The organism is Massilia atriviolacea (assembly GCF_003953935.1).
Lineage (GTDB): Bacteria > Pseudomonadota > Gammaproteobacteria > Burkholderiales > Burkholderiaceae_D > Telluria_A > Telluria_A atriviolacea.
In genome coordinates this window covers 17,073-29,352 of sequence record NZ_RXLQ01000008.1, presented here as the reverse complement: position 1 = coordinate 29,352, position 12,280 = coordinate 17,073, and the positions used below count along the sequence as shown (strand labels likewise).

Genomic DNA, 12,280 nt, shown 5'->3' with positions numbered 1-12,280 from the left:
GCTTCAATTTTGTCCGACAGCGGCGTGGGCACGGTGCACGTGCACGACGTTTTGTTCACAATTCTTTTGCTTCTGCTGGTCGACCAGGTCTTGCAGGGAGACCGAATCGAGGTAGTCGACCATCTTTTCGTTGAGCGTGGCCCACAGCTCGTGGGTCATGCAGCGGGTGCCGGTGGCCGCGTCGGCGCCGTGGCAATTTTCCTTGCCGCCGCACTGGGTCGCGTCGAGCGGCTCATCGACGGCGATGATGATGTCGGCCACGGTCACCTTGTCGGCACGGCGGGCCAGGCTGTAGCCGCCGCCGGGACCGCGGATCGACTCGACGATCTCGTGTCGGCGCAGCTTGCCGAACAATTGCTCCAGATACGACAGCGAAATGGCCTGGCGCTGGCTGATGCCCGACAGCGTGACGGGACCCTTGCCCTGTCGCAGGGCAAGATCGATCATCGCAGTTACAGCAAAACGGCCTTTTGTGGTCAGACGCATCACAACCCCGGTCACAGTGGTAAAATATTGCCTCGTTTCAATCAACGCAGGTCGATGCAGACTGCCATCAAAGACCGGATTAGTTGATCGAATTAGTCAAGTATACCAAAGATGGGACATCTTGTCTTGGGAGGTCCATTTCCGGACTGCCGCCGGCACCCATCACTTCTCCTGACAAGACGCTCATTCGCCCTGCGCGCACTCGGATGTCGTGGTTAGCGCCACTGGAACAACGTTGACCTTGCCCTCCGATGTAACGATCCTGCCGACCAGCAAATGACAACTTTGCTCGCCCACGCGCGTCTCGACTTCGTAATCGCTACCCTTGTCGGGTACGAACGTGACTGCGGGAAAGCGACAGACGTAAGGCATGTGCGCAGCGCCCGACAGGTAACCCGCCTGGATGACCACCGGCTCGCCGGGAGCGAGCGCATATTCGCGGTAGAACGCGTTGCTCATGAAGCCGCTGCGCTCTTTCATGGCCTCCACCGCCGGCGTCACCGGAATGCCGATGGAGACGACTTTCTTGCGGCGGAAAATAGCGGGCAATCCGCCCGCCTTGGAGGCGACCACGCCCGTACCGCTGTAGCAGGCCTGCTTGCGAAAAAAACGCACGTCGACATGGGCGTCGTCAATGATGCGCATGCGGGTTGCCACCCTCGGCGTCCTGGTGCGAACCGGTGCCGCCGGCTCGGCTTGCACTGCCGGCCCAACGTGCGCGGGCGCGGGCGCGTCCTCCTGCGCGGCATTGGCAAGGCCTGTGCACGCCATACTTAACAAGCCGATCGCCAGCTTCAGTTTGTTCATGTTGCGCCTTCCATATTGGCAAGGCTGAAAACAAACCCTGCCGTGTCAAGAACCAGCGGCGCGCAGCAGCTGCATCGGCCCGAACAGCTCCTGCATGCCAGCGTGCTGGATAAAAGACAAATTATACGGATGCTCGGAGCTGAGCTGCGGAAAACTCTTTGTTTCTGGCAATTTCTGTAGTTGTTCCGCAATTTTCCCCCACAAAACCAGGGTGGGCTTGTGTTCGCGGGCGGCAAGGGCCGCCATCACGGTCTGCAGGAAGGGCAGCCAGGCGCGGGCGTCGATGAGCGGGGCCACGTGCGCGCGGAAGACCAGCGACGCGTTGAGCAGCAGAAAGCCCTGCCGGGTCAGGTTCTGTTGCAGCTCGGCCAGGGTCTGGATGCTGCCGTTGTGCGCGGCGGCGGCCGCCACCGGCGCCAGCGCGGCGCCGCCGGTGGCGCCCGCGTGAAGCTGGCCGTCGGCCACCAGCAGCAGTTTCATGAAGTTGCGCAGCGAGGTGGCCTTGTTGACCGGCTTGGACAGCCCGCTCTCGCTCCACAGCTTGCCGACGGCGCCGTCCATGAAACACACGCCGGTGGCGCTTTCGGGGCGCGGGTACGGGCCCTCGCCCACCAGCACGTAGCGCACCTGGTCGAGCGGCAAGGCGAAGGCGGCGAACAGGCGCTGCTCGGTCGGCAGGTAATTGTCGGCAGCCAGGGTCGGCAGGTACAAGGGCTCGGCGCGCATGATCGCTTCCAGCCCCTGGCGCAGGATGGGCTGCCAGGACGGATGGGCACGCGAGGCGGCGTCGAGAATGGCGGGAGGAATGGCTTGAACGGACATCGGAAGCTGCCGGCAAAAAGGGAGGATTGTAGCCGACACGGCGCCCGGCACCGTGTCGAATGATGCAATTTCAACCACGCGGCCCGTTTTCGGGAAAACGTGCATGATGCTGCCAACCCGATCGGGATAAATAACAACTTATCAATTTTTAGCTTTGGAGATACAGATGCCCACCATTCAAGAAGTCATGAGCCGCGATGTTCAACACGTCTCGCCCGAGGACAGCGTGCACCGCGCCGCGCAGATCATGAAAGAGTTCAATATCGGCTCCCTGCCGGTCGTCGATGGCGACAAACTGGTCGGCATGATCACCGACCGCGACATCACCGTGCGCTCCACCGCCGCCGGCAAGGCGCCGGAAACGAGCCGCGTCGGCGACGCGATGAGCACCGAAGTGCGCACCTGCTACGCGACCCAGTCGGTCGACGACGTGCTGACCCAGATGGGCGACGTGCAGATCCGCCGCGTACCGGTGGTGGACCAGCAGTCGCACTCGCTGGTCGGCATCGTGTCGCTGGGCGACATGGCGACCAAGCAAACGAGCGGCATCGGCCAGGCGCTGCAGGAAATCTCGTCGCCGACGGACGGCGCCGCAAAAGCGAAGTAAGCACTGACGGCGCGCGCCGCAGGCAGGCCGCGCGCCGCGCCTGCGGTCCGCCGCACATCGATGAGCTTGGTATTTGTTCGACCCCACCAGCGCCAGCGCGGTTCCCGCCTTTTGATATGGTCTTGCGCGCCGATCTGCTCCTGTTGCGCGCCCAGCGAAGCGGCTATGCTCGGAGGAATCGGGGCGCCTGCCCTGCCCGCAGCATCGAAAGGGGAACCATATGTCCGACAAGAACCTCACCCAGACCACCGAACGGTCGTTTCTCGCCACCCTGGCCGCCATCGCCTGGTCTTTTGTGGGCCTGCGCCGCAAGTCCGATTTCGACCGCGATGTGACGGCGCTCAATCCCGTGTATGTGATTCTGGCCGGCCTGATCGGCGTGGCCCTGCTGATCGCCACCTTGATCAGCGTGGTGGCCTTCGCCACCCGCTGAGCAGGCGTTTATTCGGCGTCGGGCTGGCGCGATGGATGCGCCTCGGCAAACGCCGGCAGCGCGGCGCACATGGCGTCGATGCGGGCGATGGTCGGATACGGCGCCAGGTCCACATGAAAGCGGCGCGCATTGAACACTTGCGGCACCAGGCAGCAGTCCGCCATGGTCGGCGTGTCGCCGTGGCAAAAACGCCCCGTGTCCGGCGAATGGGCCAGATGCGCTTCGATCGCGGCCATGCCCTCGCGTAACCAATGCACATACCACTCGGTCTTGGCTTCTTCCGGCAAACCGACCTGATGCACCAGATGGCGCAACACCCGCAGATTGGTCAGCGGATGAATGTCGCACGCCACCATCAGCGCCAGCGAACGCACGCGCGCCCGGCCCAGCGCGTCGCGCGGCAGCAAGGCCACCTGCGGATGCACTTCTTCCAGATATTCCAGGATTGCAATCGACTGCGTCAGGGTCGTGCCCTTGTCCTGCAGGCTCGGCACCAGTCCGCTCGGGTTGATGGCGAGGTACTCCGGCGCGCGCTGCTCGCCGCCATTGCGCAGCAGATGCACAGGCACCGCCTCGTAGCCGACCCCTTTCAGGTTCAGCGCAATGCGCACCCGGTAGGCGGCAGAACTGCGGAAGTAGGTGTACAGCTTCATGGCCGGCGCTCCTCGTACACGGCCACGGTCTGGTCGATGGCGCCGAAGATGCTGGTCCCGGCGGCGTCGAGCATCTCGATGCGCACGCTGTCGCCGAACTTCAGGAACGCGGTCTTGGGTGCGCCATGTTCGATGGTTTCGTACATGCGTACTTCCGCCAGGCAGCAGTAGCCGACGCCGCCGTTCTCGATGCTCGATCCGTGCAGGTTGCCCTGCTTGTTCGACACCGTGCCGGAGCCGATGATGGTGCCGGCCGCCAGTTCGCGCGTTTTGGCGGCATGTGCCACCAGTTGCGCGAAGTTGAAGGTCATGTCGTCGCCCGCGTTCGGCTTGCCGAAGGGCTTTCCGTTGATCTGCACGTTCAGCGGCAGGCGCAGCTTGGTGTCCTGCCAGGCGTCGCCCAGCTCGTCCGGCGTGACGCAGACCGGCGAAAAGGCGCTGGCCGCCTTCGACTGGAAGAAGCCGAAGCCCTTGAGCAGCTCGTTCGGAATCAGGTTGCGCAGCGAAACGTCGTTGACCAGCATGACCAGGCGCACGGCGGCGGCACTGCGCTCGACGCTGGCGCCCATCGGCACGTCGCCGGTGATCACGGCCACTTCCGCTTCCAGGTCGATGCCCCACTCTTCCGACAGCGCATAAATCGGGTCGCGCGGGCCGATGAAGGAGTCCGAGCCGCCCTGGTACATCAGGGGATCGGTGTAGAACGATGCCGGCACCTCGGCGTTGCGCGCCTTTCGCACCAGTTCCACGTGATTGATGTAAGCCGAACCGTCGGCCCACTGGTAGGCGCGCGGCAATGGCGAGTGGCACAGCGCCTCGTCGAAAGGCTGGGCGTCCCAGCTGGCGTTATCGTTGAGCGCGACATACACGCCTTGCAGGCGTTCGGCGACCTCATCCCAGTTATCGAGCGCAAATTGCAAGGTGGCGGCAATCTTGGGCACCTTCTGGTAGCGCGACAGGTCGCGGCTGACGACGACCAGCGAACCATCGCGCCCGCCTGTTTTCAATGTTGCAAGTTTCATGTGTGCCTCAGTGTTGTTCCTGTTGGTCCGCGCGCGGGTTCTCGTGCATCCAGGCCGCGTGTTTCGGGGCCTTGCGGGTTTGCGACCACTCGTTGAGCATGTCCCATTTGACGGCGTCGAGCTTTTGCTGCATCTCGGGCGTGGCGGTGTTGACCGCCAGTTCCAGGCGGTGACCGTTGGGGTCGAAGAAATAGATCGATTTGAAGATGGTGTGGTTGGTCGGACCGATGACCTCGATACCAGCCGCCTGGAGGCGCTCCTTGGTAGCAAGCAATTCGTCCATCGACCCCACTTCCATGGCCAGGTGCTGGACCCAGGCCGGGGTGTTCTCGTCGCGGCCCATCGGGGCTTGGCTCGGCAGTTCGAAGAAGGCCAGCACATTGCCCATGCCGGCGTCGAGGAAAACATGCATGTACGGGTCGGGCGCGCCGGTCGACGGCACCTGGTCTTCGGCAATGGCCAGCACGAAGTCCATATTGAGGTACTTGACGTACCAGTCGACTGTCTCTTTGGCATCCTTGCAGCGATAGGCTACGTGGTGAATCCTGGTGATTTTCATGCTGTGCTCCCCTGTTGATCCTTCTATTAGAGTGCAAAACGAACTATCATTCAAACAATATTTTCAATGCGACTTATCAGACAAAGCTATGAATCCCACCTTGCGCCAGATGCGCGCCCTTGTCGCGCTCGCCAAAACAGGGAGTTTCACCCTGGCGGCCGAGTATCTGCACGTGACCCAGGCGGCGCTGTCGGGCCTGATCAAGGAGCTGGAACTGACCCTGGGCGTGCGCGTGGTCGACCGCAGTACGCGGCGCATCGCGCTGACCGACGTCGGCCGCGAGCTGACGCCCCTGTTTTCCAAAATGATCGACGACCTCGACGGCGCATTGCTCGATATCGCCAGCCAGACGCGCCTGAAAAAAGGCGTGGTGCGCATCGCGGCGCCGCAACTGATGTCGTGCACCCTGTTGCCGCAGGTGATAGCCGCCTACCGCAAACTGTACCCGGAAATCCAGGTGCGCCTGGTCGATTGCGCGGTCGAGAACGTCACGTCGCGCGTATTCAGCGGCGAGGTCGACTGCGGCATCGGGCCGGAGCGCGATCCGACCGCGCAGATCGAGGCGACGGTGCTGTTCGAAATGCCGTTCGTGCTCGTGTTTCCGCAACAGCATGCGCTGGAACACAGCGAACGGGTGACATGGTCGGACCTGGCGGAGCACCCCTTCATCTCGCTGCAGGGGCAGTTCACCGAGCGCCTGCTGAGCGACATGCACCATTCGCTGCGCGACGTGCCGCTCAATCCGGTCAATGAAGTGACCTTCATGACCACCGCGCTGGCGATGGTCAGCGCCGGGCTGGGCGTGACCGTGTGCCTGCCGTATGCGGAGCCGCTGGTGCGCCTGCATCAGTTGCACATGCGCCAGTTGCACGAGCCCGAACTGACGCGCCGCTTCTTCGTGTACACGCGCGACAAACGCTCGCTCTCGCCGGCGGCGGAGAGCTTTATCGCCTTCCTGTTCAAGTTCGTCGAGTCGCACGACTGGAACATTCCCGTAGCGGGCGGAAACAAGGCGCCGCAGGCTGCGGGCGAGGCCCTGCCGCAATCCGCCTCCACATGAACAGCGCCGCTGGCGGCGCCCGCGCCGGCCGCTGCGCCGACCGTGCCACGCCCCTATAATGACGGCTCGCGTCCGAGGGATTCCGCCCATGTCACACAACACCGTTGCCATCAACCAGCGCATGGATCGATTCGACGGCCACCATCGCGTGTGGCTGTTCGGCTACGGCTCGCTGATCTTCAAGGCCGATTTTCCGTACATCGAACGCCGCCCGGCGACGATTGCCAATTGGACCCGGCGCTTCTGGCAAGGTTCGCACGATCACCGCGGCACGGAAACGGCGCCCGGGCGCGTCGCCACCCTGGTTGCCGAAGCCGGCGCCATCACCGCCGGCATGGCCTACCTGATCACGCCGGAAGTGTTCGCCCACCTCGACCACCGCGAGAAGAACGGCTATCTGCGCCTGGCCATCGACATCCATTTCGACGACGGCAGCAGCGAACTCGGTCTGGTGTACATTGCGGCCGAAGACAATGCAGCCTTCCTGGGCGAAGCCAGCGAGATCGAGATCGCCCGCCAAATCGCGCGCTCGCACGGCCCCAGCGGCGCCAACCGCGACTACCTGATCGACCTGGCGCAGGCGCTGCGCGAGCTGGGCATGGAAGACGGCCATGTGTTCGAGATCGAGCGGCATTTGATCGACATGCGCGGGTAAGCGGTACAAGCGACAACCATGTCAGCGGAACTGGTAGCGCTACGGGTAACCGCGCACCGGCCCGGTCGACAGACAGAAGGTGTCGTGCGACCTGGGAGTCAAACCCCGATGCGGGAAGGCGCATGCTCGCCGCAACCCCAATCCGGCCGCTGCCCGCTTGCAGTTGGCCGACCATATTCCATCGGTCCGGGCCGGCGCCGCACGCGCTACCTGGGCGCCACCCTACGTAACGTTATGGAAAGCGCGACCGCAAAGCGAACCTTTCCTGTGATCGGGAGCGCCACTTATGACCATCCGCATATCTTTTTTCATAGTGCCAGCATGCTATGCTTAGCCCAACGGCGGAGGTCGGCCAGGAGCAGACGGCCACTATTTTTCGCGAGTCCGCACGCGGCGCGTTCAGTGACGAGACTGTCGTTGGGCTGCGCCCTGAAAAACGCACGCAGATTGCGCAACACATTTTAGGTAACTGATATGGCAAGCGTCTACTTATTGGAACACCTTCACATTTTGAATGATGGCGAGGAGAGTGCGAAAGCGCTTGGAATTTACTCGACGCGCGAAGCTGCGGTCACAGCCGTTGAGCGCTATCGTCGTTTGCCAGGGTTCTGCAACTTGCCCCACTTCACGGCCCATGAGGACGGTGGATCGCCGGAAGGATTCAACATCGATGAATACGAGCTCGATCAAGACTGTTGGCAAGACGGCTATGTCACAGTGTCGTAGAGCGATTACTGGCCCTTCATCGCTTTGGCGGTAATCCAGGTGGCGTCTGCATCAGGCCAGGAGCGGTCGTTCGGGGACAACAACAATTTAATGTGCTGCCATACATGACGAACAAAGCCCTCCTGATTGGCATCGACGACGACGAGGGCGGGCTTGCCCTGCTGTCGATAAAAGGCGTTGAGATAGGTGCGATGAATTGCCTAGGGTATGGAATCTATGACACCCCGTATCTCACGATTGGATCTTGGTTCGAGCCCACATTCTCGTGTCTCTTCGATGATGACCTCGATGTGGACTGGCATACAGTATTCGAAGGCAACCCGGACCAAGAAACGCGGTTGCATCGAATCGGGGTATGGAGTTATCGCGCGTTAGGTCGAATTGTGGAGATCGACGAAGATTCCGGCCCCGCACTTGCTGACTGCGGCGGCTGTTTAATTCCGCTGCCCATCACAATGTACGATCCCGACTACATAGGGGCATATGTTGGTTTCCAAATCAGCCGGCTAAACGTCTGGCGCAAGTAAAAACCCGAACCCTTCGTCTAGCCAATGCCGGCTTTGAGGCGGCAGCGGCCGAACTAGCCGCCGCAGGATCGCCGTCGAGTACAATCGGCAGGTGCCGGCCACCAGCGGACAGTCGAGTACGTGCAAATCGCCACCAGAAGAATGTGCTGGGTCGCAGATTTACAGGACGTTTTAGCATTAAGGACGTAAAGCATGTCGACATTTGCAAAATGCGACTTGACATTCGTTTGTCGAGAAAGGTGGGATGATCTTGCGATCACTGATAGCACGGATGTTCGCTATTGCCCCAACTGTGACAATGGCGTATTTAAGGTTCGTACGCGTGCGCAATTCGAATTGGCTTCACAACTCGGTCGCTGCGCAGCGCTCACCAACGATAACGACATCGTCGGCTGGATCGGCGAATCGGATTTTGACTGGATGGCGGAGCAGTCGGAGACCGTTGCCATTCGAACTCATCTTCCGCTCGACGCGTCAACAGAGAGTCGCCTTCGAATAGCCTTTCCCAAAGTGATCGAAATCGCGAATGGATTCCCAACAGGCAAATGGGTCGTGATCGGAACATTCTCGCCAGCGGTTGCCGCAAATTTGGACACCGATATTCGCGCACAATTCCCCGACCTGGAAGTCCAGGAACGCCTGGGATGAGCAGGTCGCGTCTTTGTATTTGCAGTGCCATTCCTGGAACTTACGGACGGGCCGACCACGTAGTTCCGCTTTCTAGCTTTGGGCCTCAGCATGCCTTCTGAATTTAAATGCAGCGTGTGTGATCTCCGCCTCTCAGGCGGCCGGTATCACTACCACGGCTTACAAGACGGTTATAGCGGTCGTACGCTACTGGCTTGCCGAGCATGCGGCGGACAACATGCAATTGAGCATGCGATGCAGGATCGGGGCCCAAAGTCCTATCCGCTACTAAAGGTCACCGTTCAATCAGCCTCAACTGAAGCAAAAAGCATCATTGCGAGGCGGTGGCTTCGGAAGGAAAGGAGTATGAGCTACAACGAAGCATTGGAAGCCGTGAGGAATCTTCCATTGGTGCTTCATGACAGGGCTCATTTACACGTTGTCGAGGCGGTTCAGAAAGAACTCGATCCTCTAGGTGTCCAGCTCACTGTAGAAGTCGTCGGGGAGCATTCAAACACAAGCTACGGGCCAATCCAGGCTGATCGTTTGCTGTTTACGCCCGAGAGGCAGTTCGGCGAACATCAACAAGCATGGACGATCGGGCCGAACATCACCCAAGACGTCGGCGAAATCTGCTGCGCCTTATGCGGCAGCGCAGAAAACCTCACGGCAGAGATCGAACCAGAAATCCCCTGTCCATCATGTAATCAAGGTCGACTATCACTGGTATCCGAATGGATCACCTAGTCTTAACGAGCAACCCGCGCTGAAGCGTGGCAAGCGCTTGCGCTTTGTCGTGGCATCCTTTTTGGAATCCTAAACTTCCGGTTTGGGGCGATAGCCGCCCGTCGGTACAATTTGGGGATTTTTCTGGCCGGCAAGCTGGTATGCTAGTTCGACAGGCCGAGATCGGCCAAGAGCGGTCATTCAGCGTCTACCCAAGGAATTCCTGTGAAACAGAAAATGCGAGCGCTCCACCAGAAGCTCGATCTAGTGACATATGCGCTAGACAAGGTCATTCGATTCAAATTAAATTTCCATCCGGACCCAGGAGATGAAGGAATTGCTGTACCAATACCGATCATGTATCGTTTCTACCATGTAGGGCGGGCGTACGACCTGCATCAGTTAAAGAATTTTATTCCGACAGGGAGTTCAGCTGTTGACTTCATTTCGATGAAACTGTTGGCTGCAGAACTTGAAGCAGTGGGGGAGTTGATAGACGACCCAGTGCTCAAATATTACGGGGATCAACTCATACAATACATCAGCGGGACTGCGGTAGACTCGAAATCCCGAATGATAGTGAGCGCTTGAGCTTTTCACCGGCTAAACACACAAGTGGGGAAATGCAGGCGCTGATGAGGGCAGGGCCGTGAGTCCGCAATCGGGCCAGAAGCGGCCCGTCGCAAAGCGACGACGGCGACCACAAACTGGCTGTAGCAAACTAAACTTCGCAGTGAGCCATAACGAACGCTGGAGATTGAATGTTGTCCAAACTGATGATTGCGGCGGGAGCTTTTTTGATGATCCTTGGAGGGATGTACGTTGGGCAGCGCATCGAGGGTGAAATGTCTACACCCTCAATCATCGCGTTTGCTATCGGCATCATTTGTCTATCTCAAGCGCCTGTAATCGCCTTGCGTCAACGCGTGCGTGAACTTGAATCAAAGTTGGACCAAAAGGCCTCAAATTAAAAAGCATGACCGTCTGAAATGGGGCGACTGCTGCCGGTCATGACATAGTTCGAGGAAAATCCTGCGCCCATTTGGGGCCCGCAACTGGCCGGCCGCCAGCACCCACTATGGACCAGCACATGACCAATAAAATCGCTGCAGTAGCCCGCGTAAGTTCTAACGAAATGAGCGGATGCAGCTTCTGCTCGCATTCGATTGATGGAACGATGGATTTTGCCGCTGGCGTCAACCACTACTTGACAGCACATGCTTGCACGCTCTTGCATGTTGGTCAGGAGGACGTTGCTGGCCGTGACGGGAAGCCGTGGGCGACAACAGTCGCACTGCTCGGCGCCTGGTGACAATTAGTTCCCCTAAAAATTGGGCAATGGAACTAATTCGCATTTCGGCGTGCGATTAATTTTTGGAAGGCATCAAAGACGAAAAATGTTCGGCCGTCCTCAGCCAAACAAATCCAGCTGCCCGGTCGCATTGCCGCACTGCTTGGCCGGCGCCGTCGGCACCACCTGCGGCCGCCTGAAGCGCGAGCTGTCGAGTTGCGCAAAGCGTCCGCTGGTGGCATTCATGCCCAGCCGCTGCACCGCCTTGACGAAACGCTGGCGTATCAGGTCCGCCCAGACGCCCTCCCCGTGCATGCGCTTGCTGAAATCGCTGTCGTAGTCCTTGCCGCCCCGCATCTCGCGCACCCGGTTCATCACCCGCTGCGCGCGCTCGGGAAAGTGCGCCTGCAGCCATTCGTGGAACAGGGGATTGACCTCCCACGGCAGGCGCAGCACGACGTAGTGCGCGCTGACCGCACCGGCGTCGCGCGCCGCTTCCAGCACCCGTTCGAGCTCCGGTTCGGTGATGAAGGGAATCACCGGCGCCACGCTGACCCGCACCGGGATGCCGGCGTCCGTCAGCCGCCGGATCGTGCGCAGGCGCCGCGCCGGTGCCGCCGCGCGCGGCTCCAGCGTACGCGAGATGTCGGGGTCGAGCGTGGTCACGGTGACGGCCGCAATCGCCTGGTTCTTGGCCGCCATGGCCCCGATCAGGTCGATATCGCGCTCGATCAGCGAGGACTTGCTGATCAGCGCGACCGGATGCTCGCAGTCGTGCAGCACTTCCAGCACGCGCCGCGTAATGCCCAGCCCGCGCTCGCACGGCTGGTATGCGTCGGTATTGACGCCGAGCGCGATCGGCTCCGGCACGTAGGACGGCCTGGCCAGCTCGCGCCGCAGCACATCGGGGGCGTTGACCTTGGCAAACAGCCGGCTTTCGAAGTCGAGCCCGGGCGACAGGCCCAGGTAGCTGTGGGTGGGCCGCGCGAAACAGTAGATGCAGCCGTGCTCGCACCCGCGATACGGATTGAGCGACACGTTAAACGGAATGTCCGGCGAGCTGTTGCGGCTCAGGATGGTTTTGGCGAACTCGTCGGTGACCTGGGTGCGGAACGGCGCCGCCGCGTCGTCGTCATCGTCGGCATGCACCCAGCCGTCGTCGAAGCGCTCGCGCGCATGGACGTCGTAGCGTCCCTGCAGGTTGGTGACGGCGCCGCGCCCCTTTTGCGCCGACAGCGGACGCGGCGGGAGCATGACGCTTTCTTCAACATCCTTGTCG

General features: G+C 60.7%; 18 protein-coding genes. 11 read left to right on the top strand and 7 right to left on the bottom strand.

Going from position 1 to position 12,280, the window contains the following annotated elements; all coding sequences use genetic code 11:
* Nucleotides 1-3: 3 nt before the first annotated feature.
* The 3 genes from iscR to EJB06_RS15875 form a co-directional block, all read right to left on the bottom strand.
* Nucleotides 4-486, bottom strand: coding sequence for a Fe-S cluster assembly transcriptional regulator IscR (iscR, locus tag EJB06_RS15885; RefSeq protein ID WP_126075025.1), 483 nt, complete (start codon nt 484-486; stop codon nt 4-6).
* A 183-nt stretch (nt 487-669) separates the two neighbouring features.
* Nucleotides 670-1,293 (bottom strand): hypothetical protein, encoded by a 624-nt coding sequence (locus EJB06_RS15880; protein ID WP_126075024.1) that lies wholly within the window; start codon nt 1,291-1,293, stop codon nt 670-672.
* Nucleotides 1,294-1,338: 45 nt separating this feature from the next.
* Nucleotides 1,339-2,115 carry a uracil-DNA glycosylase family protein gene (locus EJB06_RS15875; protein ID WP_126075023.1) on the bottom strand — a complete coding sequence of 259 codons (777 nt, stop codon included), beginning with the start codon at nt 2,113-2,115 and terminating at the stop codon, nt 1,339-1,341.
* Between the two features lie 166 nt (nt 2,116-2,281).
* Between EJB06_RS15875 and EJB06_RS15870 the strand changes: the two genes are divergently transcribed.
* Both EJB06_RS15870 and EJB06_RS15865 read left to right on the top strand, forming a co-directional pair.
* Entirely contained in the window at nt 2,282-2,722 is a 441-nt protein-coding gene (locus EJB06_RS15870; RefSeq protein ID WP_198420844.1) for a CBS domain-containing protein, read from the top strand.
* Between the two features lie 220 nt (nt 2,723-2,942).
* Nucleotides 2,943-3,155 carry a DUF2970 domain-containing protein gene (locus tag EJB06_RS15865; protein ID WP_126075022.1) on the top strand — a complete coding sequence of 71 codons (213 nt, stop codon included), beginning with the start codon at nt 2,943-2,945 and terminating at the stop codon, nt 3,153-3,155.
* An 8-nt stretch (nt 3,156-3,163) separates the two neighbouring features.
* Here the strand turns inward: EJB06_RS15865 and maiA are convergent, their stop codons facing one another.
* Genes maiA through EJB06_RS15850 form a run of 3 tightly spaced genes read right to left on the bottom strand, consistent with a single transcriptional unit; the run spans nt 3,164 to nt 5,389 of the window.
* A complete protein-coding gene (gene maiA / locus EJB06_RS15860) occupies nt 3,164-3,808 on the bottom strand; it encodes a maleylacetoacetate isomerase (RefSeq protein ID WP_126075021.1) in 645 nt (214 codons plus the stop codon).
* On the bottom strand, nt 3,805-4,830 hold the full coding sequence (locus tag EJB06_RS15855) for a fumarylacetoacetate hydrolase family protein (RefSeq protein WP_126075020.1): 1,026 nt from the start codon (nt 4,828-4,830) through the stop codon (nt 3,805-3,807). Before EJB06_RS15855 ends, maiA begins: the two co-directional genes overlap by 4 nt.
* A 7-nt stretch (nt 4,831-4,837) precedes the next feature.
* On the bottom strand, nt 4,838-5,389 hold the full coding sequence (locus tag EJB06_RS15850) for a VOC family protein (RefSeq protein WP_126075019.1): 552 nt from the start codon (nt 5,387-5,389) through the stop codon (nt 4,838-4,840).
* Nucleotides 5,390-5,477: 88 nt separating this feature from the next.
* Between EJB06_RS15850 and EJB06_RS15845 the strand changes: the two genes are divergently transcribed.
* The 9 genes from EJB06_RS15845 to EJB06_RS15805 all read left to right on the top strand — a co-directional run bounded on the left by EJB06_RS15845 (nt 5,478) and on the right by EJB06_RS15805 (nt 11,022).
* Nucleotides 5,478-6,449 carry a LysR family transcriptional regulator gene (locus EJB06_RS15845; RefSeq protein WP_126075018.1) on the top strand — a complete coding sequence of 324 codons (972 nt, stop codon included), beginning with the start codon at nt 5,478-5,480 and terminating at the stop codon, nt 6,447-6,449.
* Between the two features lie 88 nt (nt 6,450-6,537).
* The gene (locus EJB06_RS15840; RefSeq protein WP_126075017.1) at nt 6,538-7,104 is read left to right on the top strand and encodes a gamma-glutamylcyclotransferase; all 567 of its coding nucleotides are present in this window, start codon (nt 6,538-6,540) and stop codon (nt 7,102-7,104) included.
* Nucleotides 7,105-7,578: 474 nt separating this feature from the next.
* Nucleotides 7,579-7,830: a DUF7336 domain-containing protein gene (locus EJB06_RS15835; protein WP_126075016.1), complete on the top strand. Its 252-nt coding sequence runs from the start codon at nt 7,579-7,581 to the stop codon at nt 7,828-7,830.
* Nucleotides 7,831-7,934: 104 nt separating this feature from the next.
* Nucleotides 7,935-8,357 carry a hypothetical protein gene (locus EJB06_RS15830; protein ID WP_126075015.1) on the top strand — a complete coding sequence of 141 codons (423 nt, stop codon included), beginning with the start codon at nt 7,935-7,937 and terminating at the stop codon, nt 8,355-8,357.
* Between the two features lie 192 nt (nt 8,358-8,549).
* Nucleotides 8,550-9,005 (top strand): hypothetical protein, encoded by a 456-nt coding sequence (locus EJB06_RS15825; RefSeq protein ID WP_126075014.1) that lies wholly within the window; start codon nt 8,550-8,552, stop codon nt 9,003-9,005.
* Nucleotides 9,006-9,350: 345 nt separating this feature from the next.
* Nucleotides 9,351-9,731, top strand: a complete 381-nt coding sequence (locus EJB06_RS15820; protein ID WP_126075013.1) for a hypothetical protein — start codon at nt 9,351-9,353, stop codon at nt 9,729-9,731.
* Between the two features lie 204 nt (nt 9,732-9,935).
* A complete protein-coding gene (locus EJB06_RS15815; RefSeq protein WP_126075012.1) occupies nt 9,936-10,301 on the top strand; it encodes a hypothetical protein in 366 nt (121 codons plus the stop codon).
* A 170-nt stretch (nt 10,302-10,471) separates the two neighbouring features.
* Nucleotides 10,472-10,681 carry a hypothetical protein gene (locus tag EJB06_RS15810; RefSeq protein WP_126075011.1) on the top strand — a complete coding sequence of 70 codons (210 nt, stop codon included), beginning with the start codon at nt 10,472-10,474 and terminating at the stop codon, nt 10,679-10,681.
* Between the two features lie 119 nt (nt 10,682-10,800).
* Entirely contained in the window at nt 10,801-11,022 is a 222-nt protein-coding gene (locus EJB06_RS15805; RefSeq protein ID WP_126075010.1) for a hypothetical protein, read from the top strand.
* A gap of 99 nt (nt 11,023-11,121) precedes the next feature.
* Here the strand turns inward: EJB06_RS15805 and EJB06_RS15800 are convergent, their stop codons facing one another.
* Entirely contained in the window at nt 11,122-12,255 is a 1,134-nt protein-coding gene (locus EJB06_RS15800; RefSeq protein ID WP_126075009.1) for a PA0069 family radical SAM protein, read from the bottom strand.
* Nucleotides 12,256-12,280 lie beyond the last annotated feature (25 nt).

Excerpts from the sequence above, each read along its gene's own strand:
- iscR (WP_126075025.1), bottom strand. The coding sequence starts at position 486 with ATGCGTCTGACCACAAAAGGCCGTTTTGCTGTAACTGCGATGATCGAT.
- EJB06_RS15880 (WP_126075024.1), bottom strand. The coding sequence starts at position 1,293 with ATGAACAAACTGAAGCTGGCGATCGGCTTGTTAAGTATGGCGTGCACA.
- EJB06_RS15875 (WP_126075023.1), bottom strand. The coding sequence starts at position 2,115 with ATGTCCGTTCAAGCCATTCCTCCCGCCATTCTCGACGCCGCCTCGCGT.
- EJB06_RS15870 (WP_198420844.1), top strand. The coding sequence starts at position 2,282 with ATGCCCACCATTCAAGAAGTCATGAGCCGCGATGTTCAACACGTCTCG.
- EJB06_RS15865 (WP_126075022.1), top strand. The coding sequence starts at position 2,943 with ATGTCCGACAAGAACCTCACCCAGACCACCGAACGGTCGTTTCTCGCC.
- maiA (WP_126075021.1), bottom strand. The coding sequence starts at position 3,808 with ATGAAGCTGTACACCTACTTCCGCAGTTCTGCCGCCTACCGGGTGCGC.
- EJB06_RS15855 (WP_126075020.1), bottom strand. The coding sequence starts at position 4,830 with ATGAAACTTGCAACATTGAAAACAGGCGGGCGCGATGGTTCGCTGGTC.
- EJB06_RS15850 (WP_126075019.1), bottom strand. The coding sequence starts at position 5,389 with ATGAAAATCACCAGGATTCACCACGTAGCCTATCGCTGCAAGGATGCC.
- EJB06_RS15845 (WP_126075018.1), top strand. The coding sequence starts at position 5,478 with ATGAATCCCACCTTGCGCCAGATGCGCGCCCTTGTCGCGCTCGCCAAA.
- EJB06_RS15840 (WP_126075017.1), top strand. The coding sequence starts at position 6,538 with ATGTCACACAACACCGTTGCCATCAACCAGCGCATGGATCGATTCGAC.
- EJB06_RS15835 (WP_126075016.1), top strand. The coding sequence starts at position 7,579 with ATGGCAAGCGTCTACTTATTGGAACACCTTCACATTTTGAATGATGGC.
- EJB06_RS15830 (WP_126075015.1), top strand. The coding sequence starts at position 7,935 with ATGACGAACAAAGCCCTCCTGATTGGCATCGACGACGACGAGGGCGGG.
- EJB06_RS15825 (WP_126075014.1), top strand. The coding sequence starts at position 8,550 with ATGTCGACATTTGCAAAATGCGACTTGACATTCGTTTGTCGAGAAAGG.
- EJB06_RS15820 (WP_126075013.1), top strand. The coding sequence starts at position 9,351 with ATGAGCTACAACGAAGCATTGGAAGCCGTGAGGAATCTTCCATTGGTG.
- EJB06_RS15810 (WP_126075011.1), top strand. The coding sequence starts at position 10,472 with ATGTTGTCCAAACTGATGATTGCGGCGGGAGCTTTTTTGATGATCCTT.
- EJB06_RS15805 (WP_126075010.1), top strand. The coding sequence starts at position 10,801 with ATGACCAATAAAATCGCTGCAGTAGCCCGCGTAAGTTCTAACGAAATG.
- EJB06_RS15800 (WP_126075009.1), bottom strand. The coding sequence starts at position 12,255 with ATGCTCCCGCCGCGTCCGCTGTCGGCGCAAAAGGGGCGCGGCGCCGTC.